Raw genomic sequence first — 25,902 nt, 5'->3', positions numbered from 1 at the left:
ACAAAACCTCGCAGGTCTTGGAGACCTGCGAGGTTTATTAAAAATTATTTCTTTCTAAAACAGCAAAAAGTAAAATTCTGAATTGCTCCGGTTGGAGTTTTATGATCTAAATTTTTGCTTTTTAAAAGCTCAAATTTGTCCTGCAATAAATCTTGAAGATCTTCTTTTGAATATTGTTTAATTGTTCTTCCGCTGCATTTTTCAGGACCTTCTTTTGAAAAGGTCGCAAGAATGACAAATCCCCCCGAGGCCACCGAATTTTCTAAGGTTCGTAAGTAATTTTCAATTTGCTCATCTTCAGTCAAAAAATGAAACGCAGCACGATCATGCCATAAATGATAAACCTGTGTGGCTTCAAATTCTGAAGCATCAGCAACTATCCAGTTTACTTTTTTAGCATCCTTATTAAGACTTTTTTGAGCTTTTACAATCGCCTTTTCAGAAATATCCAAAACTGTAATATCCCGGAAACCATCTTTAAGTAAAAAATCTACCAGGTTGGAATCCCCTCCCCCAACGTCTATAATTTTTGAACATTCAGGCAATTCCAGGTCTTTAATAAACTGCAAAGAGATCACTGGTTTCTCCTGATACCAGCTAGCGTCTTTATAAGATTTCTTCTCATACACTTCTTCCCAATGTGATTTTGCTTCTTTCATAATTAATTTTTTTCGGGTTTTTCAAGGGCTTTAATCATATTAAAGGATCGCATAAGATGAAAAAGTCCAGGCAGGATTACAAATCCGCCAATTAGTAACATGATCGCTAAATTGCTAATGGTTGATTCTGGAGCGATGTTAGCCAACAGACTTATTTCTTCGTTAGCGGTTATAATTATATTGGGAAAATGTGCATAAAGCGCTGCAAAAAGTATCAATACTACCTGGAAACCTGCTAAATATCTACTGGCAATTCTATATTCCTTTTTAACAAATTTCCAAAGCGGAAATAAAAGAATTCCGGATAAGACTACGCAAGCCAGGGAAACTGGATTCTGAATAAAGTCCTGAGCAAATTTAATGTCATTGAAGTATCCGTAACTAATTAGGACAAATCCAACTACCACTAAAACTACAGTAAAAAATGCAGAATTACGCGCATAATGTTTTCGCGCTTTTCCTTCAGCTTCGCCTATTAATAATGTGGAAGCTAAAAAGGCACAGAGGGCTGCATAAAACAAACCTACCAACAGCGTAAAAATGTTCAGCCAATGTTGCATAAAGAGATCATAAAAACCGTAAGTCTCATAGTCTTCCGTAATAATTATTTTACCGCTAATTAGCGCACCGAAAGACATTCCGAGGAAAATTGGGGTTACAAAACTCCCAATTCTAAATAACCAATTGTACCAAAACTGTGATTTATCTAAAACCGCATCATAATGGCGAAAAACAAAAGCAACGCCCCGCAGGGTAATGCCCAACAAAACAAGGCTTAAAGGGATATGAAGATAAATTATAATCACGTTGAAATAAGCCGGAAATGCAACCCACAAAATTACCAGCATAATAATTAACCAAATATGGTTAGCTTCCCAAATAGGCCCCATTACGCGGTAAATGGTATCCCGGGTATGCTCTTTATTTTTAGCAGAAGAAAACAGTTCAACTATACCGGCGCCAAAATCGGCACCGCCCAGGAGCACGTATAATAAAAGCGAAAAAAGCAAAAAAAACAGAACGATATATAGCATAATTAATCTTCGGTTTTATTCAGATTATTAGGTTTATTTTCACGGGCTTTATCTCGATTAAAAGACTTCATTTCTGAATTATCTTTTGAAGATTTACCTTCCCCAGGTTCTTGATTTAGCGATTTTATTTGTCGATTCATTAACCAGGTTACGGTTATAGCGAGCACGGTATAAAGAAAGAGGTAATAGAAGAAACTATATTTCATACCCGGCATTGGAGTTACGGCATCCTCGGTTCTCATAATTTGGTGAATAATCCAGGGTTGCCTCCCTACTTCTGTAACTATCCACCCGGCCTCAATCGCTACAAATCCTAGTGGTGCAACTACAATAAATAGCAACCAGTAATACTTGTTTTTTAGCCAGTTTTTCTTTCTTAAACTTATAAAATAGATCAATCCAGCAAACATTAGCAAAGTACCTATTCCAACCATAGTTTGGAAAGCATAATGCACAATGGCAACAGGAGGTAATTCATCATCGGGAAAATCATTGAGTCCTTTCACTTCAGCATCAAAATCTCCAAAAGCCAGGAAAGAAAGTGCTTTGGGGATTTCAATTTTGTTGGAAACTGATCGGTTTTCTTCATCTACAATTCCACCGATATAGAGGGGAGCTCCTTTAGAAGTCTCATAATGAGCCTCCATAGCAGCTAATTTTACCGGTTGGCGTTCTGCTACATCTTTAGCTGAAAGATCTCCGCTAATGGGTTGTAAAAATGCAGCGACTGCTCCAAAAACGATAGCAATCTTAAATGCTTTGGTATGCAATTCTACATTTCTTTTACGGAAAATTTGAAAAGCATGAATCCCGGAAACTCCAAAACTGGTGGCAACAAAAGCCGCTAAAGTCATATGCAATGCCTGTGTAAACCAGGCAGGGTTTAATAAAGCAGCCACCGGATCTATATTTGTGAATTCACCATTGATATAATCGAAACCGGAAGGCGCATTCATCCAGCCATTTGCCGAAACCACGAGAATACCTGAAGCTACTCCTGCAACGCCAATAATTACGCCGGTAAACCAGTGAAATTTTTCAGGCAGTTTATCCCATCCATAAAGATAAAATCCCAGGGCAATGGCTTCTACAAAAAAAGCTGCTCCTTCAAGCGAAAATGGCATCCCTATAATAGGTCCCGCGTGTTTCATAAATTCGGGCCAGAGCATTCCCAATTCAAAAGATAAAGCAGTTCCTGAAACGGCCCCGGTAACAAAGAAAATTGCTACGCCTTTAAGCCAGGCCATACTTAAGCGTTTATAGATAGGATTTTTTGTTTTGAGCCATTTATAGTGCGAAACCACCATAAAAAAAGGCATCACCATACCAATACAGGCAAAAATAATATGAAAGCCTAATGTAAAAGCCATTTGCAGGCGGGCATAATCTAAATTCTCCATTAACTTTTAGTTTATTGAATTCAAGTCTTCCGCGAAGACTTATCAATATAATTTTCAACGAATAAATTTAGGGAAAAATCTCCCGGTGCGCTGCCGGTAATCACTATAATTTGGATACTTTAAGCACAATTGTTCTTCTTCAAATTTTGATTTAAACCAAAATAACATCAGCAGTAAAATTGAAATTCCCAACTTATAGCCTGAAGTTAAATACAATGAAAGGAAGAACAGGAAAATAAATATTCCCGAATACATTGGATGTCTTATATATTTAAATAGTCCAGAGGTTATTAAAGAAGCATTTTTCTTTGGAGCGGGAAAGGGAGAAAGATTCGTGTTTAATTGCAAAAGAGCAACTAAAATAATAAGAAAACCTGTTCCGCTTAAAATCAAAAAAACCGGTTGAAGTAATTCCAAACGGTTAAATTTTAAATCATCAATTTCAAAAATAAAAGCAAAAAAAAGCGGTATTTGAAAGCCTACAAAAACATAATTTTTACGATGCATTTTCCAGAGTTTAAATATTATGAAATTTCTGCCCAAAAAATATAGATACCCATAATTAGCACAAACCAGCCGAAACCTTTTTTCAATTTTTTTCCGTCTATAAATTTATTTAGATAAATCCCTACGAACATTCCCAACATGGAAAGTGCGGTGAAAATGGCTAAAAAAATCCAATTAATGTTCATATTTTGAACGTCTCCAATAAAGCCTATCAGTGATTTTACGGCAATAATCAACAACGAAGTCGCCACGGCTTTTTTCATAGGTAATTTTGCCAAAAGAACTAATGCAGGGATGATTAAAAATCCACCGCCGGCACCCACAATTCCGGTTAAAACTCCAACTACAACTCCTTCAATAACAATTAGCGGATAATTATATTTTATTTCTTCAGCTTCAAGCTTTTTCTTACCATTTTCGCGAATCATGGAGACTGAAGCCAGAATCATAATAATAGCAAAAAACAACATTATCCCTATGTTCTTTGTTATTTCAAAATTTCCAATGTAAAAAAGAGAATCTGGAATGGCGGGAACCATATATTTACGCGTAGCATAAACTGCAATAAATGCCGGTATAGAAAAGACAATAGCGGTTCTAAAATCTACCAGCTTCTTTTGCATATTCTTAAAAGCTCCCACAAGTGAAGAAGCGCCAACTACAAAAAGAGAGTATGCGGTAGCCGTTACGGGGTTAATTGCCAGTAAATATACCAATACGGGAACCGTGAGGATTGAACCTCCGCCCCCAATTAGGCCTAACACTATACCTATAATTAATGCCCCAAAATAACCCAGTATTTCTAGTATTTCCATATCTTATTTATTACGGTGCAAAAGTACCCGCAATATGGGTTTTCTACAGTAACAAGGGTTACACAGGTTTAAAGATCTATTACTTCTATGCTATTTCGTTGGAGTTTAATCTTTCCATCTATTTCAAGTTTTTTCAGTAATCTGGAAATTACTACCCGGGAGGTATGCAAATCGTAAGCGATTTGTTGATGAGTATTATTTATAATTTCGCTCTGATTAATCTTGGCTTTATCCTGAAGGTATTTCATTAAACGTTGATCCATCTTCATAAATGCTATAGTGTCTATAGTATCTAACATTTCAGATAAACGAGCATGGTAACTTTCAAAAACAAAATCACGCCAGGATTTATACTTTGAAGTCCATTCTTCCATTTTTTCAATGGGGATCATAATCAATTTTGTATCCCTTTCGGCTATGGCTCTAATTTCACTTTTGGTTTGACCAAGACAACAGGAAAGCGTCATTGCGCAGGTATCGCCGCGCTCAAGAAAGTAAAGTAAAAGTTCGTCCCCGTCTTTATCCTCCCTCATAATTTTAATAGCTCCTTCAATCAATAAAGGCATCATTTTCACATAATCGCCAATTTCAATAATCTTTTCACCGGCTTCAACAAGCTGAAGTTTACCAACATTATTAATTTCTTCAATAAGTTCGTCTTCAAAGATAAATCCGTAAGCTTCCTCTAATTCCTTTAGCATATTTTATTAGCTGTGCTGTTTATAAATTATGAAAATTGCATTTCAGGATTTAAAATTAGTATTAAAAATGAGAAAATGTAGTATTTTAAGCCGAAAGTCTATCCCGGCAAAACATAATAATAAATGGACAAATAATGACAAAATGTACCAAAAAGCACAAATATGTGAAAGATAGCGTGATTAAATTTTACCTTATCAAAACTGAATAGAACAGCACCAATAGTGTAAGAAACTCCACCTGCAAAAAGCCACCACAAACCTTCAGAACTTAAGTTATTGTATAAAGGTTTAATCGCGAAAACTATGATCCACCCCATTACTACATACATTATGGTAGATAGGGTTTGATATTTTCCAATATAGAAAAGTTTAAGGATAATGCCTGTGATCGCACAGCCCCAAACAACGCCAAAAATAGTCCATCCTATCCAGCCCTCCAGGGTTACAAGCGCAAAGGGCGTGTAGCTTCCCGCAATAAGCACATAAATAGATGCGTGGTCTAAAATATTTAGTTTATATCGTAAATTTTTATTGGTCGCGCTATGGTAAAAAGTTGAAGCCGCATATAACAAGATCATACTTGCGCCAAAAATACTGAAGCTCACAAGATGAACGGTTTCGCCTAACTCACTTGCTCTTAAAACAAGTAAAACCAAACCAAGAATACTTAACACTAAACCAAAAGCGTGAGAAATCACGTTTAATTTTTCTTCAAAAGGCTCGTATTGGTTGATTGGCATTTTCTGCAAATTTTAATCAGAGATTATTAAATTCAAAGAATTATAATTCCTAAAAGGTTAAAAAATCTTGCAGGAAAGTTAATGACATAAAATTAAAGATATTCAAGCTTAATTCGAATATTTTAAACGGGCAATTTTTATTATTTTCGGGCTTTCACACCGGCAAAAATCCTTAACCGATTCCTATGAAAATTCTGCATACCGCCGACTGGCATATTGGTAAAAAATTACACAAACATAGCCTGCACCCAGATTTTGATCTTTTTATAGATTGGTTGTGCGATTGTATTGCGGAAAATAAAGTAAAAGTTTTACTGGTATCGGGAGATGTTTTTGATCTTGCCAATCCTTCTTCTGAAGCAAGACAGCAATATTTTAAGACTTTAATGAAGCTAAAGCGCCTGAATTGCAAAATAATTCTCACCGGTGGCAATCACGATTCTCCCACAATGCTAAATGCACCACAGGAAGTTTTGCGTGAACTGGATATTCATATTATCGGCGGCTTGCCTAATGAACTTTCAGAATGTATTATTCCTGTAGAAAATGAACAAAATCAAACCGAAGTTGTGATCGCTGCCCTACCCTATTTACGGGATGCTGATCTTAGAACTGCGAGCCATGGAAATTCTTATCAAGACCGTTTAGAAGCTTTAAGAAAGGGAATTCAGCAAACGTTTTTAGATGCCGCTGAAATTTGTAAAACTCAATATCCTGGCGTTCCCGCTATAGCTATGGGACACCTTTTTGCTGCTGGTGCCGAAACTTCAGAAAGTGAACGCGATATCCAAATTGGGAACCAGGCGGCCTTTAATGCGCTTCAGTTTGGTGATTATTTTAATTACATCGCGCTGGGACATATTCATAAACCGCAAAGGGTAAATGCTACTACACCCACTTTTTACAGCGGATCACCCATTGCACTATCCTTTAGTGAGCGAAGTAATAAAAACCGTATTCTATTTTTGAATTCCGAAAACGGCTGGGAACCGCAAAGTATAGAAATTCCTGTATTTAGAAGATTACTGAAATTTACCGGAACTCTGGAAAAACTTCAGCAGAAATTATTGGACCTGCAACCACGCAATGGACTCGCTTCTTTAATCGAAATTGAATTACAGGAAGAGAATTTCCATTCTAATAAGATTTATGAATTGGATCAACTAGTCGATAATTTTAAAGTGGAAGGTTACGAAATCGTTAAACACCGCGCCACTTTTGAAAATAAAATAAGCGGTAGTGGCGAACTTTATGAGCAAAAACAGCAATTGGAAGATCTTCAGCCTTTAGATGTTTTTCAAAAATTAGTAGATAAGCAGGAAGAAGACGAAGAAACCCGAAAAGAATTAATGAGCGCTTTTAATGAAATTTTGGAAGAAGTACATCAATTAAAAAGAGGCTAAAAAATGAAAATCTTAAGCATTGCTTTTAAAAATATAAACTCTTTAAAAGGCGAAAATTTCATTGATTTTGAAGCTGCTCCTTTTTCGGGAAATACGCTTTTTGCCATCACCGGTCCCACGGGTAGTGGAAAAAGTAGTATCCTGGATGTTATTTCGCTGGCACTTTTTAACCAGGTACCACGGTTGGGAAAAATCAGCAAAAAAGAAATTAGGGAAAAAGGTGCAATTCTTACCCGAAACCAAAAAGAAGCTTACGCCAAAGTTACTTACGAAACCGGTGCCGGTCGCTTTACTTCTTCCTGGAGTATTGAGGTGAACCGAAACGGAAACCTTAACGATTATAATATGGAGATTGCCAATCTCCAGGATAATTCGATTTTAGATCTAAAAAAATCTGAAGTTCCGGCGAAAAATGAAGATCTAATCGGTTTAAATTACGACCAGTTTATTAAATCAGTTTTACTAGCGCAAGGTGATTTTGCCAAATTTCTTTCGGCTAAAAAAGAGGAACGTGGAGAATTGCTGGAAAAAATTACCGGTACCGGAATTTATCGCCATTTGGGAATAATGGCTTTTGAACGTTTTAAAGCAGAAACATCGGAAATCGAAAAGCAGCAGGATGAAATAAAACTGATTAGCTCATATTTACTGTCTGAAGAGAATTTGACAATTTTCAAGAAAGATTTAAAAGCAAAAACCACGCAAACTGAAAGTCTGCAGAAAGATTTAAGGTTGATTGAAAAACAGCTGGAATTAAAGAAAACCATTACTGAACAAGAAAAGGAGATCAACGGTTTAGAGGCTAAACAATTAAAACTAAATGCGCAGCTAAAGGAATTTGAAAATCAATATGGAGAAAGCCTTAAACAGCACGAAAAACTACAGCCAATTGCTGAAGAAATACAATCCTGGAAACGCTTTCAACAGGAATTAGAAGGAATAAAAGACGGATTGAATAAAACTTCAGAAAAAATTGAAGCGAATAAAAAGAATACAGGCGATTTTATTCAACAGGTAAAAGTTTTTGTTCAGGAAGAAATTTCCGAAGAAAACTTGAAGGAAAAACTAACAGGATTTACAGAGAAAATAAGAAAACTCCAGGAAGAAAAAGCTTCCCTGGGACGGGATTATAAAAGTAAGCTACACTTATTTAAAACTGAAATCAGGGAATTAAATCTCGATTTTCCAGAGAATAATTTAAAAGCCGGCAAAGAAATCCTGGAAACTCTTAAAACTGAAAAAACTGAACAGAAAAAACAGCTGGAGAACGATTTAAAAGAAGTTGATCTAGAAAATATTGCTTCAGAAAAGAATCGTTTAAAAACCGAGTTAGAAAAAAGTCGGGAAGCCAGAAGTTTTTCAGAAAAAAACCTGGAACAAAAGCAAAAACAATCAGATTTAAAAAAAGAAATTGATTCCCTTAAACCGGAATTAGAGAATCTGCCAAAAATTATTCAGGAAGAAAAAAACCTGCTTATTTCTTTAAAAAAGGATCACGAAATTCTTCAGCTTAAAAAAGAAAACCAGTTAAAAACAGCACAATTAGAAGATCTTAGAAATTCGCTTAAAACCGGAGAAGCCTGCCCGCTGTGTGGATCAAAAGAACATCCTTATTCTGAACACCTTCCCCACTTTGAAGATGATCTCGCGGCTAAAATTTCAGCAAAAACTTTAGAAATAGATGCGCATAATTCAAAGCTTACCCAAGCACAAGCTAAATTAACTCATTTAGATGAGTCGCTACAAAAAACGAAAAAGCAATTAACCGAAATTGAAGTCGGTATTACAGAAAGCGAACAAAATTTCAGAAAAAAATATCCTGAATTTAAAGAGCCGGAAGCTATTGATTGGGAAACACAGCTTTCTCAGATAAAAATTACCATTGAAAAATTAGAATTTTTTGAAACTATAAATCCGCAATTAAAGTCTATAGCTAGCGGATTACCAATTTTAAATGAATTAGAAAAAATACTTCAGCGGGGAAAACAATTGCAGCAACAACTTCAGGAGCAATATTCAGGAAAAAATATTGGTGAGGATAGTCAGCGATTAATGGATAAATGGAATTCATTACTTCAGGAAAAAAAATATCTCCAGGACAACGAAAAAGAACAACAAGAACAATTTCAGGAGAAATCTAAGATTTATAAAGATTTACAAGAAAAACTAAAGGAACAGGTTTTAGAAAAAAGTTTTGAAAGCCTTGAAAATGCTTATCATTCGCTACTACCCGGAAATAAATTCTTTGATTTAAAAAAGCAAAAAGATGATTTTTTAAAACAGAAAAGCATTGTAGACACAGGAATTTCTACCCTGAAGAAACAATTGGAGCAATTTAAAGAAAATGAAAGCAAGCGCTCTAAAGAAGACTTAGAAAAAGAACAAAAACAGAAACAGGAGACTTTTGACTCTACGCAATCTAATTGCGAAGAATTGAGGAGAAAACTTAATAATAATGCGGAAAATATTTCCCGTTTAAAAGAGCTTGAAAATCAAATTGCCGAAAAGGAAAAAGATTGTAAACGCTGGCGACTTTTAAATACGCTAATTGGAGATAGGCAGGGTAAAAAATTCAACGATTTTGCGCAGGATTTAACTTTATCGCAACTTATCTATTTGGCGAATATTCGATTAAAAGATCTAAGTGAACGTTATAAAATTGATAAAGCGCTTGACGGTGAAGATGATGGTTTGGTAGCGATAGACGAAGATATGGGCGGGCAACGGCGCTCGGTTAAAACACTCTCCGGTGGCGAAACTTTTTTGTTAAGTTTATCGTTGGCGTTGGCCTTATCTGATCTCGCTTCAAGAAACGTAGAAATTAATAGCCTATTTATAGATGAAGGTTTTGGGACTCTAGATCCAGAGACTTTAGATCAAACCCTGGATACACTAGAAAAACTCCAGGCAGAATCTGGTAAAACTATTGGGATTATTAGTCACGTAGCTTCGCTAAAAGAACGCATTGGCACTCAAATTCAACTTACCAGAAATGGGCAGGGTTACAGTAGTTTATTGGTAAAGTAGTTGAGTAGTGAGTTAAAATTAACTCTGTTGTAAAATAATTGAAAAAGTTTTAAACCACTTCTTTAGTTAAAACTTCTACGGTGCATCCTAATTTGGGAAGAATAAGTCGCATTTTTCTTTTTCCCACTTCACGAATAATCGCCGCTTCGTCTTTAAAAACGCCATTTTTAATAACTATTTTATCGCCCTCACTAAGATGTTCAATTTTGGCATCTTCTACTTTATCGCCTTCAAGCCATTTTTGAATAACTTCAATTTCTTCATTTCTTACAATTGCAGGTTTTCCAAGCCAGAATAAATATCGAACCACACCAGGAACATCAAAGACCTGATTACGTTTTTTTTCTTCCAGTTTTATAAAAACATAGGATTTAAAAAGAGGGGTTTTCAGCTTTTTCTTTCGGTCTTTCCATTGTTTCACCTCGGTGATTATAGGGCAATAGACCTTTATGCCAATTTTTTCCAAATCCTCGGCTACTCTTTTCTCCGTTCTGGGTTTAGTATATAAAACAAACCACGACATATATAAGATTTCTCTGCCTGTTTAAAAACAGGAGCTATTTCTTAATCTCTTCGAAGTAGGGTGAAATATTGAAGAAATTCAGATTAAGTTGCTTAGTTAATATCTCAAAAATACAAAGAATTCAAAGAATAATCAGGTTTAATAGGCCCTTGCTTAAAATTGGATGATGATAGATTGATTTTTAATTTATTAGAAAAGTAAATCCGAGAAGAATTTTTATAGTTAAGCGAAAATCATTTTGAAAAAGAGTTCAGATAAAACAGAAAAACAAAAAGAATCCATAGCATTAAATTAAAAAATATCGCACAAGCTATATCCCTTAATTAGAAATCAAAAAATTCCACCATTTATTCCAACCTACAAGTTTCAGCATCCAACTCAAACTGAACTGTAAAATGTTCAAAATTATAAGCATCCAAAGTTTTTAACACTGCTGCTTTTAGTTTGATATATTCCTCAAAATTTTGAACATATTGAAATTTAACGTGGGCGGTAAAAACATGATGCTCTCCTTCCTGAGACCATATATGTACATGATGAGAAGAAGCCACGCCTTGTATTTCATTAAGTTTTTCCTTTATTTCATCTAAACTAATATCTGCAGGAATTCCCTGTAAGAAGATATAAAGCGTCTCTTTAAGCCTTTTAAATACATTCCATATAATATAAAGCGTTATGGCTAAAGACAAGGCAGGATCAAGATAAAGTATGTCTTTAAACTGCAAGATGATAGAAACCACTAACACAGCAACCCAGCCAAGAACATCTTCCATAAGATGCCATGAGATCACTTTTTCATTTAAGGTTTTTCCACTGCTTAGTTTCCACGCAGCAAAACCATTTACGGCAACTCCTATTATCGCAAAAACCATCATTCCTTCAGCATCAGAATGTTCTGGTGCCACTAACCTATTCACTGCTTCATAGATTACATAAACCGACCCCGCAATTAGAACAAGACTATTTATTAAAGCTCCAAGCAGGGAAAACCTTCGATATCCAAAAGAAAATTTTGAGTCACTCTTTTGTTGAGATTTATGATCCAAATACCAGGATGTACCCAACGAAAGACTGTCACCAAGGTCATGTACAGCATCAGATATTATAGCGATACTATTCACATACATTCCACCAATAAATTCCAGAATCGTAAACCCAAGATTGAGGAAAAATACAAGTTTAAGATTCTTCTCGGAGGAAGGCTTATGATGATGCTCGTGACTCATAGTTATTTGAAACTTAACCCGGATGGTTTTCTATACCAAATTAATCATTTTTTCCACTCTTACTAAATATCACCTATTCTAGAGCAAAATATATGGTATGAAAGTATAAAATGCACTATTATTTCTCTTTAAATTTTCGTATATTAGGATGAAAATCAAAAATTTATAGCTGTGAAAAATTTAAAAACCCTAATGCTCTTTTTAGTGGGAGTAATTATAGCTTACTCGCCCATAAGTGCAACACCCTTTCTACAAGATTATGTGGAATACAAGGGAGAAGTGATTAACTCAGATAATGAGGGTGTTATTATGAATGCCCATTTATCGGTAAATGAAACCAATATTTCTACGGTTACCAATTCTGAAGGAAAATTTTCTCTTAAAGTCCCTGAAGGAATGAGTCCGGCAACAGTAAATATTTCATATTTAGGATATCAAAGTAAAAATCTGCCTTTGAGTTATTTTAAAGCTCAGGGCACTAAAATTTATCTTGATCCTGTGGTTGAGGAACTAACAGAGATTAAAGTTTATGAAGCCGGTGATGCACGCCGGTTGGTACGTACAATGCTTGATAATCGCGGTGATAATTATATAGATGATCCTACGCAAATGACAGCTTTCTACAGAGAAAGCATAAGCAGAGGTAACCGAAATGTATCTCTAAGTGAGGCCGTAGTTAAAATTCATAAGAAACCATATAGTCATTTTGGTGATGAAGATATTGAGTTGGTGAAAGCAAGAAAAACTGCAGATTATGATCGTTTAGATACATTAGCTTTAAAATTACGCGGTGGCCCCTTTAATACGCTTTTTATTGATGTGATGAAATATCCAGAATATCTTTTCTATGATAACGACCTGGATAATTATGAGTTTGAGTTTGAAGAACCCACACAAATAGATAATAAATATTTATATGTAGTGAGCTTCAATGACACCAATAAAGAATTGCCATGGTTTTTCGGAACTCTTTATATTGATGCTGAAACACAAAGCCTGGTTCGCGCAAAATTAAATATGAATGTAGATAACAGGCGTGCTGCAACAAATATGTTTGTAAATAAAAAACCCGGTGGTACCAAAGTATATCCTATTGAAGTGAGTTATGATATAGATTATCATCAACAAGATGGAAAGTGGTATTTTGGATACTCCAATGCAAAACTCCTATTTGTAGTGAATTGGAAGAAAAAACTATTTAATTCTAGATATCAGGTAGATTCTGAAATGGCGGTCACAAACTGGCAGCCTCAAACCGAAGATAGAATTAAAAAAGGGGAGAATTTTCTTAACAAAAGAGTAGTTATGGCTGATGACATTTCAGGCTTTACCGATATGCAATTCTGGGGAAGCAATAATATTATAGAACCCGATAAATCTATACAGAATGCAATAGAAAAGATTCAGCAGAAAATTCAGTAATGATTGTTGAAAAAAATGTAAAAGTAGTCTGGAAAGTTTAATTTCTTTCCAGACTACTTTTTTTGTTTTTAAGTTGATATACTTAGTAATAAGATTAATAAAAACATAAGTCTAAAACTGAATATCAAGCACATAGATATTTCAATCAAATAAGCATCTAAAAAAGCAGCTTTTCGTTTTGATAATAGTAAATAAGCAGTTTAATTTGCAATGTGAAGTCAAATTGAAGCTAAGTGTTTTTGTGGTAAGTTTGCTAAATCAATTGCGAATATTATGACAAGATTTCGGAATTGAAATTTGAGCTTTTTTAGATGAATCGGGATGTGGCGCAGTCTGGTAGCGTATACGCCTGGGGGGCGTGGGGTCGCAAGTTCGAATCTTGTCATCCCGACCAGTGATAGCGAGGCTTCCGAGAGATCGGAAGCCTTTTTATTTTATATCCGTACAACATACGTACAACAATTCTTAAGCCTTCTTTTTAAAAGGAAAATCCTATACACTACTTTATTGGAATAAATTTTTTAAAAAATTAATTTGAAACCTCCGGGAATACCTAATTATTTTTCTTTTAGTTATATTTAATAGACTGAAGCGCTATTAGCTATGGAGAAATTTATTCTTGAATCTGGAAAAGCACTGGCTAATTTAAGGTCTGGAATAAATGATTTCATTGAAGATAAAATAGAAGGAAATGCCACCAACCTAATTCTTTTTATCCTTGCTTTTTTTATCCTGTTTGTTTTAAGTTTTAGTTTAATTTTTGGTGTTAAATCCATAATGGATGATTATGTCTATTTTCTTGTACTTCTTATAGTGCTGGCGGTAGTTTTGGTTTGGCTGGCCATATTTTATGAATCAGATAAACACCTGGAGACCGACCGGCATAATTTTAAGGTAGAACCCATTAATAAGTTTCAGATAAGGTTTGAGTACATCAACCTGGATAAAAACGCTAAAGAGCAGTTTTTTAGATTCCTTAAAGGCCGTAAGGTTCAGGAGAAGATCAATTTCACCGTTGGGAATAAAAGCGGAGACTCCGCAAACCACAGAATTTTGTTTGTTTTATTTGATGAATTGTTAGTTGGTGGAATTCAAGATTTCTCCGGAGAAAGGAAACGTGAATTTTTCCAACTATTGATGAATTCCTTTTTGATGAACCACGAACCGCTCAAAGAAAACACTTTAAAAACCAGTTTTTCCGCCTGGAAAAACGACCAGGAAAAAATAAACTCCCGAAACCAGCGAAAATTTATCCGGCAGATGCTGAATAAAGAATAATTATAGCATAACTCCCTTTCTATTTGAGTTATGCTATTGATTTATAGTTATTTACTTTCCTAAGTTTGTCCTGTACAAAATCGTAAAAGGCCTTTTACTCATTTTTAATTTTAATCATATAGTTATGAATGAGCAGGAACAAGTAGTGGGTTTATTGGAAGATATTAAAGTACTTCTCTCCCACACCAAAAAAGTAATGAACGTGGAAGACCTGGCACAATATACGGGTCTCTCCAAAAGTAAGATCTATAAGCTTACTCATTTAAAGCTTATACCGATGGGAAACAACCCGAACATTCGACAGAAGTTTTTCGACAAGGAAAAGATCGATGCTTGGTTGCTGGGAGAGCCGGACCTATCCGATGCATACCTGGAGGATCAGTTCAATAAAAGCCTATTGAAGCACCGCAAATAATCATTTGTCATTAGCTAAACCTTGAAAAATATTCTGATGAAAAATTCATCCTATTTACTGCTGGGTATGAACTACTATAAAATAGTAGTGATATCCACTATTACCGGGATTGTCAATAAGGTTTTGATGCTCTATAATGCTAGAAAAAATAATTTCTAAAATGAATGATTATGGAAAAGAATAGACTTAAACTTTATCAAGTATCCGAGCAGAAGAAAAAAACGATCTACGACGCCGTGGAGGAGTATGTTTCTGATAAATATGATATCAGGTTTAATGAAATATCTCACGAGTTTCAGATACGGATTAAGGAGTCAAATATCTGGGAAGATTTTGAAGTGAATTCTCTACTCATAGAATTAGCGAAATCAAACATAGAGATCAATCCGGGTAAACTGGACATCTATTTACGGTCTAACCTAATTCCCAGATTTAACCCGATTGCGGAATACTTTGATAAGCTTCCAAAATGGGTAGGTGGAGATCATATAAGAACACTCGCTTCCTATCTTCCCGCCAAAGAACCTGAACAATTTCTTTATCATTTTCGAAAATGGCTGGTGAGAACAGTGAAGGGTGCATTGGATGAACATTACTTCAATAAACAATGTTTGGTTTTAGTGCATTCAGAACAAAATTCAGGCAAATCTACCTGGTGCAGGTTTCTCTGTCCACCGGCTTTATCAAAGTACTTTGCTGAAGATATGACCACAGATAAAGACGCCAGGATTCAACTTACCAGGAATTTCATCATCAATTTAGATGAATTATCTGTGCTGGCTAGAAAAGAAATTAATGCGCTTAAAGCTTATTTCTCTAAAACAATGATCAATGAAAGGCTGCCTTATGATCGCAAAAACTCCAACCTGAGAAGGACCTGCAGTTTTATAGGATCTACCAACAGGGCAACCTTTCTTAATGATGAAACCGGTTCTGTGCGCTGGCTTTGTTTTGAGCTTATTGGTAAAATTGATTTTGCTTACTCCCGGGAAGTAGATATAGACAAGGTATGGGCTCAGGCCTATTACCTGGCTTATGTGAATGAACAATTTAACCCGGAAATGACCCTGGAGGATATTATTGCAAATGAAGAAAGGAACAAGACTTACCGGGAAGCCAGTATGGAAGAAGAGTTGCTCTGTAAGTACTATAGGAAGAGTTCAGATCCAGCAGACTTTAAAACGGCTTCAGATGTAGTGTTACAGCTCAACTGTATCAATCCGAGACTGAATATGTATTATATGGGAAGAGCTTTAAAAGCTCAGAATTATGAAAGAGTAAAACAACGCCAGAGCGGGGTATATGGCTACCTGATCGAGCAAAGGTTTAAGACTTCACCTTTAGAAATTTAATATAAACTATTTACCTAACTACCCTGGGGTCTGGAACAAGCCATTGACAGAGGAAAAAACAGAAGGTAAATAAATATCAAAAACTATCTACCCAATCTACCCTTGGGTAATTAAGGTAGATACGAAAAACAGCAAAAAATGAATTAAAATCCCTGGCTTTACTGGCCTTGGTAAATAGGTAACTAAAAAATTATAAAATGAACTTAAATAACTTATCGTGTAAAAGTGCCCGTAATATTTGCATCGTAAAAACGCTTGCAAAATTAGGGCACTTTCCCACCAGAAAATCGGAAAAAGAAGCTTGGTTTCTGAGTCCCCTGCGGTCAGAAACGCAAGCCTCTTTTAGCGTCTCTTTAATTAAAAACTTATGGTTTGACTTCGGGTTAGGAACAGGAGGGAATACTATTGATCTAATTATGCTTATTAAATCCTGGTCTGTAAGAGAAACCCTGGAATTTTTAAAGAACGATATGGGCTCTCTTTCTTTTAGCCCGCCGAATATCGAACATCTTACTAAGGAACCAGAAATTAGTATCCTGGACGTTCAAATTATTCACCTGAAAGCATTAATTGATTATCTGCACTCACGGAATATATCGTATGAGATTGGTAGAAAATACTGCAGACAAGTTTGGTATCGCTGTAAAGGAAAACGCTTTTTTGCACTTGGCCTTGAAAATTATAAAAAAGGCTGGGAGCTTAGAAACAAATATTTTAAAACTTCCAGTAGCCCAAAAACCTTTTCCTTTTTTGAAAGAGATTCTAACCAGTTAATCATCACCGAAGGGATGTTTGATTTTCTTTCCCTTGCTACTATTGATGAAGACTTAGTACAAAATTCAGATTGCATCATTTTAAACTCCCTGGCTTTTTTGGAAAGGATAAAAATGCTCATCCTGAAATATGATAGGGTTCTGATTTATCTGGATAATGATCCGGCTGGTGAAAAAGCCGCTGGTTCACTTTTAAACCAGTTTGATAATGTGACCGATTGTAGTAATTCCTACTCTGGCTATGTAGATCTGAATGAAAAATTGATAAAAGAAGGAAGCTGTAAAAAATCCTTGACTTTAAAATAATGAGGCTTTGGTAAATAGGGAACCCCTATCGGAGAATTTCAGTTGAAAGGGAAAAGCAAGATGTGTCATTGTAATGACAATCTTGCTTTGCGCCCGATGGTTGCAAAGATTTTAAAACGAAAAAATGAAAAGGGAATACATCCAGGTTCGCTGCTCGATCTACGAGAAGAAGCTGCTTCAAAGAAGAGCGGCCAGGGCAGGAATTTCCCTTTCAGAATATATAAGAGCCACGGCCTTTGATAAAGATATCGTAGAACGGATTACTCCGGAACAATTAGAAACTTACAAGATGCTGGTACAGTACAAGAACAATTTTACCCGCATTGGGAATATGTTTAAAAAACGGGATCCAAAGCTGGCCAGGGAGGTGGAAGACCTGGCTAAAGAAATCAGAACGCACTTAAAAAACTTTAAAAAATGATTGGTAAAGGACATAGCGTTTCAGGCACCAGGGTTTCCATATCCTATGGCTGGAACCAGGAAAAAGAAGCTGAAGTCGTCTTAAGAGAACACGTAGCCGGGGATACTCCCGCTGAGATAGCCGAAGAGTTTAGGATTATTCAATCGCAAAATGAACGCTGTATTAATAATACCCTAAGTTTTATCGTAAGCCCAACAATTGAGGACGGCAAGGATTTAAGCAAAAAAGACCTGGAAGCTCTTGCTAAAAAATTTTTAAAGGAAATGAACCTGCAAAACAATCAATCTATTGGATTTGTGCATCGGGATAAAGCACATACCCACGTTCATATCTATACCAATAGGATTGGCTTTGATGGTAAAGCCTATAACGACAGCTATATTGGAAAAAGAAGTCAGATAGCTGCCGATAATGTTGCCAAAGAATTAGGGCTGACCAGGGTTCGGGAAGTACAGAATGAAAAATTACACGAATTGAAACATCTGAGACAACAAATTAAAAATATACATGATCGGGTGCTTCAAACCAGACCAAAATCGCTGGATGAATATATCAGTAAAATGAAAGCGCAAAAAGTAGATGTAATCCCAACGATCAATAAAGCGAACCAGCTTCAGGGTTTCCGGGTTGAATACAAAGGGGTGAATCTTAAAGCAAGTGAAGTGGACCGGTCAATGAGCGGGAACAGGTTAATTCCCCAGATCTCCCAAAACAGGAATTATACAAGGCTAAAAGAAGTACCTAAAACCTTTCAGGTAATGGATAAGACAGTACAGCTAAGCAGCAATTTGTCAACCAAAATAGCTAAAGAGCTGATAAAAGGAATAGTAAAAACAGTAAGAGATACCGGAATAGGTATGGGATATTAAAACTTTAAGTGATGAAAAAACTAGATGAAATTATGGAACTGATGGCCGATGAGATGGATGATTTCAAAACGGCAGTGCTGGAGCTTCAAAAGCTTTCAGGACAACTGGTCAAGATGAGCATCCCCATCAGCACGGAAGCATTGGAAAAGAACCTGAACACATTCCTGCAAAAACAGGAATTGGAAAAGGAAAAAACAGATGAAATACTAAAGGAGATAGATCGGAAATTAAAGCGCGCCAGGATCATACCCAATTACCTGCTGATTCTTTTAGGAATCTCAGGAATCATTGCTCTGGGTTCAGTGGGTTATTTTGGGTATACCTCCCAAGAAAAAGTAGAAGAAAACTTTGAAGTTTACAGAACGATTATGGAATCACAGAATAAGCATTATGAAGATTATTTTGCAGCATATCCAGAAATCCAGGAGGCATACTGCGAGTGGATACAGGGTGGATACCAGGGTTTGTAATGACAAATGCTCCTTTGAAAAAATTAGTAAATTTGCGTCAAATGCCCTGAAACCCCCAGTAAACCCGTTGAAAACTGCGGCAAAATTTTAGTAAATAATTAAAACATGCTTTTTAAATCAGTGGATAGTGAGTGGATATTCCAGGAAATGGGCTCAAAGGCCCTGATAACAGGTTGAAATTTACTGGTTTTGAACAAAAGAGTAGGCAGCGCCCTATGCTGTTTTTACTTGACGCTTAACTTCCCGTACACTATAAAAACAGCATAGGATCCGGCGCAAGTTATGGTAGATATTGGGGTCTTAAACACCATTTCAACCGTAATCTAAAACTACTTATAAGCTTTTCTAATCTTTAATAAAATTTGAGAAATTAAGGTCAATATGGGTAACTCCAACAAAGGCCCTATCACCAATACAAGGCAAATTAATGGATCATTTGGAAAAGCGGTAAGAGAAACGGCCAGAGCAATAGGTGAGTTTCTTGCAAGAGTGGTTAAGCTCAGGCTTGCAGAATCCTTATAATTAAATTTTAATAGTAAGCTCGCAAAACATCCTACCAGAAAATTAATCAAAAAGAACAGAAGCATTGGAATCAGAAGAATGTAAAATACGCTAAGATCTTTTGTTAAATATTCTCCCTGCGATGCAAACATAGCAACAATGGCCAAAGCCAAGAAAATGATTTGTGCAGTTTCGAAAAAAGGAAGAACTTTCTTGCGCATCAATTCTGTTTTTCTAAGTTTGGCACTCCAATATTTTATAAGCTGCGCAATTAGAAATGGAGCTAAAAGCACCAAGAGAATACTTTCCCATAAAATTGCTGTATCAACGGAGCCGGATTTCCCGAAAAACAGGAACAGATAAACCGGAAGAAGAATTAATTGTAAAATTAGATTTACCGGCAATACAGCTGTTGACAAGGAAGTATTTCCTTTGGCTATTCCGGTAAAGATCAGGTACCAGTCCGTGCAGGGTGTTACCATTAACATTACAAAACCTATCCATAAACTCAAATGTTCTTGTAAAAGGAGTAATCCCAAAAGATAGGCACAGATTGGCGTCCAGAGGAAATTGATTATCAGATTTGCCGAGATGAATTTAAGATTGGAAAAACTGGAAAGTAGGTTTGTAAAGGGAATATTCAAAAACAAACCAAAAAGCATCACCATTAGGAATGGGACGATAAGATATTCCGAAAAACTTTTGATAACTGAAATTTGCCCAAGAAGTAAACCCACACCAACTGCTACCGCAATTATTAATGTGTGATATTTGTTTAATTTATTCAAAAAGGTTTTTATTTCGCAAGTTTTAAAATTTTAATTGCACCACGCATTACAAATGTGAAAACTATTCCTCCTATGATCAAATCAGGCCATTTGCTCTCTAGAAAATAAACAAGGATACCAGCCAATATTACCCCACCATTTACGATAATATCATTTGAAGTAAAAATCGCACTGGCCTGCATATGAACCTCTTTACTCTTAGCTTTATTAATCAGCCATAATGAAATCAAGTTTCCTCCAAGTGCCAGAAAAGAAATAATAATCATCCATTCAAACAACGGAGTTTCACTGCTCATAAAAAACCTGCGCAAGACTTCTACGAATCCCAGAGTCGCTAAAAAAATCTGAAGATATCCACTGAACTTTGCGACTTTCTTTTTTCTAGAAACAGCACCTCCCACTGCAAATAAACTTAGCGCATATACTATCGAATCTGCCAGCATATCCAGTGAATCCGCAATAAGGCCCATAGAAGAAGATATCCAACCGGTGGTTATTTCAATAAGGAAAAAACCAAAATTAATACCCAACACCCACCAAAGGATATTTTTTTGCTTGGTTTCATCGTCTCCAATTGGAACTTCAGCCTCTTCTGACCCTTTAAATTTATCGCCTAATTTTAATTCTGAAATCGAGGAATTAATTACATCAACCGCTCCATGGTGATATACTTCCAGCTTCCTATTGGGAATATCAAAGTCCAGATATTTTATCTGTTCAAAAGTTTCCAATTTCATCCTGATCATCTGCTCCTCGGAAGGGCAGTCCATTTGACTGACTATAAAGGTGCTTTTTTTCATTTTTTATAAGCTAAAAGTCTTAATGCATTAAATACTACAAGGAGTGTGGAACCTTCGTGTATAACTACCGCTACTCCAATATTTGCAAAACCAAAAATTGTTGCTGGGATAAGCAAAGCCACAATTCCCAAACTTACCCAAAGGTTCTGCTTGATAATAGATTTAGATTGTCTACTCAATCCTATTGCAAAGGGAAGGGTTTCCAATTTATCGGCCATAAGAGCAATATCAGCGGTTTCTAAGGCGACATCACTTCCCGCAGCGCCCATAGCGATTCCTACGGTGCTATTTGCCATGGCAGGCGCATCATTAACACCATCGCCTACCATTGCTACTTTAGATTCTTTCTCTTTCAGTTTTTTAATTACTTCTACCTTTTCTTCTGGCAATAAACTACCCCAGGCATCAGTCAATCCTATTTCTTCTGCTACTGCGTCTGCTACCTTCTGGTTATCACCAGTAAGCATGATCATTCGTTTAATACCTATTTCCTTTAATTCAGAAAGGGTCTTTTTTGCTGCCTCCCGGGGGGTATCCATTAAGGCGATGATGCCTATATATTCTTTATTTTTCCGAATAAGCATCGTTGTATTTCCACCACCTTCAAGACCACGCACTTTCGTAGCTATTTTGTCGGAAGGTGTACTCTTATCAAGCCCTTCGTACAGATCGAGGTTCCCAACATAGATCTTATCATTTCCTAATGTTGCTTTAATACCTTTCCCTAACACGGCTTCCAGATTGGAAGCATCCGGGATTTCCTCACCTTCCAGACGCTCCTTTCCATCACGAACTACAGCTTTTGCCAGGGGATGATCACTTAAACTTTCCACGGCTACTGCTATCTTGAGAAGTTCATTGTCTGAAATATCCCCAAGGGCTACTACTTGAGTAAGTTTTGGCTTTCCTTCCGTTAGAGTCCCAGTTTTATCGAAGGCGAGGGCGGTCAATTCTCCAAGATCTTCCAGTGGGCGGCCTCCTTTGATTAATACCCCACCGCGGGCGGCCCTGGCCACACCACTCAATACAGCACTGGGGGTCGAGATTGCCAATGCACAGGGACTTGCAGCTACCAGTACCGCCATGGCCCTGTAAAAGCTGGCGCTAAAAGGTTCGTCAATAACTAAAAAAGCGAACAAAAGAATCCCGACCAAAATAAGGACTGAGGGCACAAAATATTTTTCGAACCTATCGGTAAGCAACTGGGTTGGTGATTTTTGGGTCTGCGCTTCGTTGACTAGTTGCACCAATCGGGAAAGCGTTGAATCTTTGGCTGCTTTGATTACCTTTATTTCAAGGGTGTTGTTACCGTTAATTGTACCTGCAAAAACCCGGTTTTCATCCTTGATATCATCAACCTCTGAGTACTCCTTCTCAATATCTTCTACGGGAACTTTATCTACCGGTACACTCTCCCCGGTTATTGAAGCCTGGTTTACACTACTCTGCCCATCTACCACTACGCCATCTGCGGATATTTTAGTATTTGGTTTTACGACAATAATATCGCCTATATTTAGTTTTTCGATACCAACTTCTTCCGTTTTACCATTTTTTTTGAGCAAGGCTGTTTTTGGCGCCAGTTCTGCCAATGCGGCGATAGATTTTCGAGCTTTGTTCATTGCATAATGCTCCAGGGCGTGCCCCAGACTAAAGAGAAATAATAATAAAGCCCCTTCTGCCCACTCCCCTAGAATAGCTGCTCCAATAGCTGCGACCAGCATAAGAAAATCAATTTCAAAACCTCCTTTCGCTACGGTTTCCACCGCTTCTTTGGCCGTATAAAATCCTCCAAAGAAATAGGCTCCAATATAACAAGCCAGACTAATCCATTGCGGAACTGCTACAAAGGATAACCCAAACCCTATCCCCAGCAAAACACCACAAATAATAGCAAACATAAGTTCTATATTTTTCCCAAAAACACCTCCATGGGAGTGAGAATGTTCTTCGCCGGCACCGTGGCTATCAACTTCGTTAAGATACTGGCCGTCCTTATCTTTATGGTGGGGGTGTTGGCTACTTTGTTCTTCTTTATTTAATACATCAGAAGTTTTATCTGAACATTTAAAGCCGTTTTCATGGCCAGAAGAGCTTTTCTTAACTTGTACATTTTCTTTTTCAAGCCTTACATTTATAGTTTCAATATTTGTCTTGCGTTTATCATATTCTAAACGAATTATTCCTCCAGCATTGGCAGAAGCTTCTAATACACCTTCGATATTAAGTAGGCTCTTTTCTATAGTCCTGGCATGTCGCGTATGTCTAATTCCATCGACTTCTATAAGAAGATGTCCATATTTCTCTGTAATTTTTGCTCCTGTCCTTTCTGCCAAAGATTGAATGCGATCAATAGAGATAACGTCAGGATCATAATGAAAACAAAGAAGTGGAACCGAATCTTCCTTTTCATCTGCTATATGAACCCTCTCAAGTCCTTCTTCGGCTTCTAGATCATTAATAAGTCTTTGTACACAGGTATCTTTTTCATTCGGCACCTGAGGTAGCAATACCGGAATTTTCAGTTGTAATTTTTTCATATCCCTATTGGTTTAAAATCCATCTGTTAGCCTCTTCCTTTTCGGTAAGGTCGAAATATTTAACTTCCGAGCAGTAAAAAAGTTAGTAGCTCCAACAGCCCATTGCTGCCATTCTTTCGCACCCACAAATGCCATTTTTCCATAATTGGAAATATGAGCTGCATCAACCTTTAAATCTTCCCACAAGCCTTTGAGATTATAACCCTTAAAATTAACCAGCTCAAAAAAGAAATCCACATTATCCCCATTTTTAACAATATTATGTATCAAGGGATTAATTTTTTCTGCATCCTCCTTAGTGATCTTACCATAGATAGTAGCGGGTATCAAATTGCTTTTTTCTGTTTTGGTTATATGGATCATAGTTATGTCTGTCTTTTAAGTGATGTTATACTTGATTTCTCTTCCTTTAGTATAGGCTTCCCAACCTTCCTTTGCTGCATAAGGTACAATGAGCAGTGCCGCGACAGGATCTGCCCACCACCAGCCCAGCCAGTTTACCAATAGTAAACCGGCAAGAACAACTACGGTTTGGTATAGGCAGATAAAGGTATCCTTGGCATCGGCAAGTAAAGCTGGGCTGTCCAGCTTATGTCCATATTTTCTTTTGAAATAGATAAGAATGGGATTGATAATTAGAGAAATAATTAAAATGATTAATCCCATAGTACTCCAACTTGCAGTTTCCTGACTAAGGAGTTTTGTGATTGAATCATACGAGATGAATATGCAGACCAACGTAAATGATACTGCAATTACATAAAGGGTGATCTTCTTGCGTTTTTTGACTTTTTCTTCGTCAATGCCCTTGAGCTCGCCATGCAGCCGCCAGCCTAAAGTGGCCGCACTTATCACTTCTATTGTACTGTCCAGTGCCCATCCTATAAGAGCAGAACTATTGGCAGTTATTCCTGCAATTAGAGATACTATTACTTCAATGGTATCATAAATGACATTCCATATTTGAAGCGTTCTTGCCTTTTTTAAATCGTTTTTTCTTTCCGTTTCCATAAACTGATTTTGGTAATCTCCATACTATATAGTTCCATTTTCACCTCTTTTTTATATGCTTCCTTGCTCTTCAAAAATTAAACACCACTACATTTCTCACATATTCCCTTTACTACCAGGTTTACATTTTCTGCCATATATCCCTCTGGCAGGTTAATATGTGGAATCTTATGATCGGTCAAACAAACAGTTTCATCACAATTATTGCAATGAAAGTGGATGTGTAAGTCCTGTTCTACTTCGCAATTACAATCACTTTCACAGAGCGCATATTTTGGTATGCCTGTGCCATCATCTATTTGATGCACAATGTCATTTGCTTCAAATGTGCGTATTGTTCGAGATAATGTAGCCCGGTCTGCTTTTCCAAAAGCATTCTCAATTTCGGTAAGGGTTACAGCCCTGTCTTTTTTGGCCATAAATTTATAGATCAGGATACGCATGGCTGTTGGCCGAACTTCGTGTGCCTCTAAATTTTTTTCGATATCACTCATTTCCATCATTATTTAATCCAGATCGATTCAAAGATTCTCCGGTTTTTATTCGGAAGGCATCTTCAATATCTGAAAGATAAATAATTCCATCACCGGGTTCAGTTGTTTTTGAATTCTCAAGTATAATATCGATTGCTGATTGTGCTTCTTCATTTTGACATACCAGTTCTAACTTTACCACCGGGCTGTCGGTTACACGGAAATCCAAAGAAGGCGATGCGCCTTTTGCTTTAAATGCTCCGGTACCTTCCCCCTGAGACAGCGTCATACTTTTGAATCCGCTTTCGCTAAGGGATTCTATCACTATTTGAACCCGTTTTGGCTTTATAAATGCTTTTATTTCTTTCATCGTTGTTTTATTAATTCTTTATTAAGGATGAACCCTCTGAAACTTTAATTAAAACAAACATTTTACAGAGAGCCCATC

At 36.6% G+C, this 25,902-nt stretch carries 26 protein-coding genes and 1 tRNA gene; 11 read left to right on the top strand and 16 right to left on the bottom strand.

Features of this window, described 5'->3' with window-relative positions:
• Positions 1–44 precede the first annotated feature (44 nt).
• The 7 genes from FG27_RS17305 to FG27_RS17275 form a co-directional block, all read right to left on the bottom strand.
• On the bottom strand, positions 45–659 hold the full coding sequence (locus tag FG27_RS17305) for a trans-aconitate 2-methyltransferase (protein WP_037321326.1): 615 nt from the start codon (positions 657–659) through the stop codon (positions 45–47).
• A 2-nt stretch (positions 660–661) separates the two neighbouring features.
• On the bottom strand, positions 662–1,693 hold the full coding sequence (locus FG27_RS17300; protein WP_037321324.1) for a cytochrome d ubiquinol oxidase subunit II: 1,032 nt from the start codon (positions 1,691–1,693) through the stop codon (positions 662–664).
• A gap of 2 nt (positions 1,694–1,695) precedes the next feature.
• Complete coding sequence (locus tag FG27_RS17295; RefSeq protein ID WP_051935920.1) at positions 1,696–3,093, bottom strand: cytochrome ubiquinol oxidase subunit I; 1,398 nt, start codon at positions 3,091–3,093, stop codon at positions 1,696–1,698.
• Between the two features lie 54 nt (positions 3,094–3,147).
• Positions 3,148–3,600 (bottom strand): isoprenylcysteine carboxylmethyltransferase family protein, encoded by a 453-nt coding sequence (locus tag FG27_RS17290; protein WP_037322443.1) that lies wholly within the window; start codon positions 3,598–3,600, stop codon positions 3,148–3,150.
• 17 nt (positions 3,601–3,617) lie between these two features.
• Entirely contained in the window at positions 3,618–4,415 is a 798-nt protein-coding gene (locus tag FG27_RS17285) for a sulfite exporter TauE/SafE family protein (protein WP_037321320.1), read from the bottom strand.
• Between the two features lie 68 nt (positions 4,416–4,483).
• Positions 4,484–5,116 (bottom strand): Crp/Fnr family transcriptional regulator, encoded by a 633-nt coding sequence (locus tag FG27_RS17280; protein ID WP_037321318.1) that lies wholly within the window; start codon positions 5,114–5,116, stop codon positions 4,484–4,486.
• Positions 5,117–5,214: 98 nt separating this feature from the next.
• Positions 5,215–5,856 carry a hemolysin III family protein gene (locus tag FG27_RS17275; RefSeq protein ID WP_037321316.1) on the bottom strand — a complete coding sequence of 214 codons (642 nt, stop codon included), beginning with the start codon at positions 5,854–5,856 and terminating at the stop codon, positions 5,215–5,217.
• Positions 5,857–6,041: 185 nt separating this feature from the next.
• Here FG27_RS17275 and FG27_RS17270 point away from each other — a divergent pair, with 185 nt between their 5' ends.
• Both FG27_RS17270 and FG27_RS17265 read left to right on the top strand, forming a co-directional pair.
• The gene (locus FG27_RS17270; RefSeq protein ID WP_037321314.1) at positions 6,042–7,259 is read left to right on the top strand and encodes an exonuclease SbcCD subunit D C-terminal domain-containing protein; all 1,218 of its coding nucleotides are present in this window, start codon (positions 6,042–6,044) and stop codon (positions 7,257–7,259) included.
• Between the two features lie 3 nt (positions 7,260–7,262).
• On the top strand, positions 7,263–10,286 hold the full coding sequence (locus tag FG27_RS17265; RefSeq protein WP_037321311.1) for an AAA family ATPase: 3,024 nt from the start codon (positions 7,263–7,265) through the stop codon (positions 10,284–10,286).
• A 49-nt stretch (positions 10,287–10,335) separates the two neighbouring features.
• Here the strand turns inward: FG27_RS17265 and FG27_RS17260 are convergent, their stop codons facing one another.
• Together FG27_RS17260 and FG27_RS17255 are read right to left on the bottom strand one after the other, a co-directional pair.
• Positions 10,336–10,809, bottom strand: a complete 474-nt coding sequence (locus FG27_RS17260; RefSeq protein WP_037321309.1) for a UpxY family transcription antiterminator — start codon at positions 10,807–10,809, stop codon at positions 10,336–10,338.
• 347 nt (positions 10,810–11,156) lie between these two features.
• Positions 11,157–12,035, bottom strand: coding sequence for a cation diffusion facilitator family transporter (locus FG27_RS17255; RefSeq protein ID WP_037321307.1), 879 nt, complete (start codon positions 12,033–12,035; stop codon positions 11,157–11,159).
• 171 nt (positions 12,036–12,206) lie between these two features.
• Between FG27_RS17255 and FG27_RS17250 the strand changes: the two genes are divergently transcribed.
• From FG27_RS17250 to FG27_RS17210, 9 genes are all read left to right on the top strand, one after another.
• A complete protein-coding gene (locus FG27_RS17250) occupies positions 12,207–13,457 on the top strand; it encodes a carboxypeptidase-like regulatory domain-containing protein (RefSeq protein ID WP_231563352.1) in 1,251 nt (416 codons plus the stop codon).
• A 317-nt stretch (positions 13,458–13,774) separates the two neighbouring features.
• Positions 13,775–13,851 (top strand) — tRNA-Pro (locus FG27_RS17245).
• A 209-nt stretch (positions 13,852–14,060) separates the two neighbouring features.
• On the top strand, positions 14,061–14,735 hold the full coding sequence (locus tag FG27_RS17240) for a hypothetical protein (protein ID WP_037321303.1): 675 nt from the start codon (positions 14,061–14,063) through the stop codon (positions 14,733–14,735).
• 124 nt (positions 14,736–14,859) lie between these two features.
• A complete protein-coding gene (locus FG27_RS17235) occupies positions 14,860–15,150 on the top strand; it encodes an AlpA family transcriptional regulator (protein ID WP_051935918.1) in 291 nt (96 codons plus the stop codon).
• 170 nt (positions 15,151–15,320) lie between these two features.
• The gene (locus tag FG27_RS17230; protein WP_037322440.1) at positions 15,321–16,502 is read left to right on the top strand and encodes a VapE domain-containing protein; all 1,182 of its coding nucleotides are present in this window, start codon (positions 15,321–15,323) and stop codon (positions 16,500–16,502) included.
• A gap of 197 nt (positions 16,503–16,699) precedes the next feature.
• Positions 16,700–17,581, top strand: coding sequence for a toprim domain-containing protein (locus FG27_RS17225; protein WP_037321301.1), 882 nt, complete (start codon positions 16,700–16,702; stop codon positions 17,579–17,581).
• Between the two features lie 124 nt (positions 17,582–17,705).
• Positions 17,706–18,002 carry a mobilization protein MbpA gene (gene mbpA, locus FG27_RS17220; protein WP_037321299.1) on the top strand — a complete coding sequence of 99 codons (297 nt, stop codon included), beginning with the start codon at positions 17,706–17,708 and terminating at the stop codon, positions 18,000–18,002.
• Positions 17,999–18,871 (top strand): relaxase/mobilization nuclease domain-containing protein, encoded by an 873-nt coding sequence (locus tag FG27_RS17215; RefSeq protein WP_037321296.1) that lies wholly within the window; start codon positions 17,999–18,001, stop codon positions 18,869–18,871. The genes mbpA and FG27_RS17215 overlap by 4 nt, the downstream gene beginning before the upstream one ends.
• Positions 18,872–18,882: 11 nt before the next feature.
• Positions 18,883–19,341, top strand: coding sequence for a DUF6730 family protein (locus tag FG27_RS17210; protein ID WP_037321294.1), 459 nt, complete (start codon positions 18,883–18,885; stop codon positions 19,339–19,341).
• A 329-nt stretch (positions 19,342–19,670) separates the two neighbouring features.
• On the opposite strand, the gene FG27_RS17205 is transcribed toward FG27_RS17210, so the two are convergent.
• The 7 genes from FG27_RS17205 to FG27_RS17175 form a co-directional block, all read right to left on the bottom strand.
• Positions 19,671–20,630 (bottom strand): arsenic resistance protein, encoded by a 960-nt coding sequence (locus tag FG27_RS17205; protein ID WP_037321291.1) that lies wholly within the window; start codon positions 20,628–20,630, stop codon positions 19,671–19,673.
• An 8-nt stretch (positions 20,631–20,638) separates the two neighbouring features.
• Positions 20,639–21,430: a cation transporter gene (locus FG27_RS17200; RefSeq protein WP_037321289.1), complete on the bottom strand. Its 792-nt coding sequence runs from the start codon at positions 21,428–21,430 to the stop codon at positions 20,639–20,641.
• Positions 21,427–23,970 (bottom strand): heavy metal translocating P-type ATPase, encoded by a 2,544-nt coding sequence (locus FG27_RS17195; RefSeq protein ID WP_037321287.1) that lies wholly within the window; start codon positions 23,968–23,970, stop codon positions 21,427–21,429. The genes FG27_RS17200 and FG27_RS17195 overlap by 4 nt, the downstream gene beginning before the upstream one ends.
• 12 nt (positions 23,971–23,982) lie before the next feature.
• On the bottom strand, positions 23,983–24,333 hold the full coding sequence (locus FG27_RS17190) for an STAS/SEC14 domain-containing protein (RefSeq protein ID WP_231563351.1): 351 nt from the start codon (positions 24,331–24,333) through the stop codon (positions 23,983–23,985).
• A gap of 15 nt (positions 24,334–24,348) precedes the next feature.
• A complete protein-coding gene (locus FG27_RS17185) occupies positions 24,349–24,981 on the bottom strand; it encodes a cation transporter (RefSeq protein ID WP_037321285.1) in 633 nt (210 codons plus the stop codon).
• Positions 24,982–25,058: 77 nt separating this feature from the next.
• A complete protein-coding gene (locus FG27_RS17180) occupies positions 25,059–25,475 on the bottom strand; it encodes a Fur family transcriptional regulator (protein WP_037322438.1) in 417 nt (138 codons plus the stop codon).
• Positions 25,468–25,824, bottom strand: a complete 357-nt coding sequence (locus FG27_RS17175) for a P-II family nitrogen regulator (protein ID WP_037321283.1) — start codon at positions 25,822–25,824, stop codon at positions 25,468–25,470. Before FG27_RS17175 ends, FG27_RS17180 begins: the two co-directional genes overlap by 8 nt.
• Between the last annotated feature and the right edge of the window lie 78 nt (positions 25,825–25,902).

The sequence above is a fragment of the Salegentibacter sp. Hel_I_6 genome (genome assembly GCF_000745315.1).
In the GTDB taxonomy this organism is placed as follows: Bacteria; Bacteroidota; Bacteroidia; order Flavobacteriales; family Flavobacteriaceae; genus Salegentibacter.
The sequence above is the reverse complement of the archived record's forward strand: the minus strand, read 5'-3'. Positions and strand labels throughout refer to the sequence as shown.

What these genes read in the sequence shown, in the direction of transcription:
- FG27_RS17285 (WP_037321320.1), bottom strand. Translation starts at nt 4,415, where the DNA reads ATGGAAATACTAGAAATACTGGGTTATTTTGGGGCATTAATTATAGGT.
- FG27_RS17275 (WP_037321316.1), bottom strand. Translation starts at nt 5,856, where the DNA reads ATGCCAATCAACCAATACGAGCCTTTTGAAGAAAAATTAAACGTGATT.
- FG27_RS17225 (WP_037321301.1), top strand. Translation starts at nt 16,700, where the DNA reads ATGAACTTAAATAACTTATCGTGTAAAAGTGCCCGTAATATTTGCATC.
- FG27_RS17240 (WP_037321303.1), top strand. Translation starts at nt 14,061, where the DNA reads ATGGAGAAATTTATTCTTGAATCTGGAAAAGCACTGGCTAATTTAAGG.
- FG27_RS17280 (WP_037321318.1), bottom strand. Translation starts at nt 5,116, where the DNA reads ATGCTAAAGGAATTAGAGGAAGCTTACGGATTTATCTTTGAAGACGAA.
- mbpA (WP_037321299.1), top strand. Translation starts at nt 17,706, where the DNA reads ATGAAAAGGGAATACATCCAGGTTCGCTGCTCGATCTACGAGAAGAAG.
- FG27_RS17210 (WP_037321294.1), top strand. Translation starts at nt 18,883, where the DNA reads ATGAAAAAACTAGATGAAATTATGGAACTGATGGCCGATGAGATGGAT.
- FG27_RS17230 (WP_037322440.1), top strand. Translation starts at nt 15,321, where the DNA reads ATGGAAAAGAATAGACTTAAACTTTATCAAGTATCCGAGCAGAAGAAA.
- FG27_RS17260 (WP_037321309.1), bottom strand. Translation starts at nt 10,809, where the DNA reads ATGTCGTGGTTTGTTTTATATACTAAACCCAGAACGGAGAAAAGAGTA.
- FG27_RS17215 (WP_037321296.1), top strand. Translation starts at nt 17,999, where the DNA reads ATGATTGGTAAAGGACATAGCGTTTCAGGCACCAGGGTTTCCATATCC.
- FG27_RS17270 (WP_037321314.1), top strand. Translation starts at nt 6,042, where the DNA reads ATGAAAATTCTGCATACCGCCGACTGGCATATTGGTAAAAAATTACAC.
- FG27_RS17255 (WP_037321307.1), bottom strand. Translation starts at nt 12,035, where the DNA reads ATGAGTCACGAGCATCATCATAAGCCTTCCTCCGAGAAGAATCTTAAA.
- FG27_RS17180 (WP_037322438.1), bottom strand. Translation starts at nt 25,475, where the DNA reads ATGAGTGATATCGAAAAAAATTTAGAGGCACACGAAGTTCGGCCAACA.
- FG27_RS17175 (WP_037321283.1), bottom strand. Translation starts at nt 25,824, where the DNA reads ATGAAAGAAATAAAAGCATTTATAAAGCCAAAACGGGTTCAAATAGTG.
- FG27_RS17195 (WP_037321287.1), bottom strand. Translation starts at nt 23,970, where the DNA reads ATGAAAAAATTACAACTGAAAATTCCGGTATTGCTACCTCAGGTGCCG.
- FG27_RS17300 (WP_037321324.1), bottom strand. Translation starts at nt 1,693, where the DNA reads ATGCTATATATCGTTCTGTTTTTTTTGCTTTTTTCGCTTTTATTATAC.
- FG27_RS17235 (WP_051935918.1), top strand. Translation starts at nt 14,860, where the DNA reads ATGAATGAGCAGGAACAAGTAGTGGGTTTATTGGAAGATATTAAAGTA.
- FG27_RS17290 (WP_037322443.1), bottom strand. Translation starts at nt 3,600, where the DNA reads ATGCATCGTAAAAATTATGTTTTTGTAGGCTTTCAAATACCGCTTTTT.
- FG27_RS17295 (WP_051935920.1), bottom strand. Translation starts at nt 3,093, where the DNA reads ATGGAGAATTTAGATTATGCCCGCCTGCAAATGGCTTTTACATTAGGC.
- FG27_RS17305 (WP_037321326.1), bottom strand. Translation starts at nt 659, where the DNA reads ATGAAAGAAGCAAAATCACATTGGGAAGAAGTGTATGAGAAGAAATCT.
- FG27_RS17185 (WP_037321285.1), bottom strand. Translation starts at nt 24,981, where the DNA reads ATGGAAACGGAAAGAAAAAACGATTTAAAAAAGGCAAGAACGCTTCAA.
- FG27_RS17200 (WP_037321289.1), bottom strand. Translation starts at nt 21,430, where the DNA reads ATGAAAAAAAGCACCTTTATAGTCAGTCAAATGGACTGCCCTTCCGAG.
- FG27_RS17265 (WP_037321311.1), top strand. Translation starts at nt 7,263, where the DNA reads ATGAAAATCTTAAGCATTGCTTTTAAAAATATAAACTCTTTAAAAGGC.
- FG27_RS17190 (WP_231563351.1), bottom strand. Translation starts at nt 24,333, where the DNA reads ATGATCCATATAACCAAAACAGAAAAAAGCAATTTGATACCCGCTACT.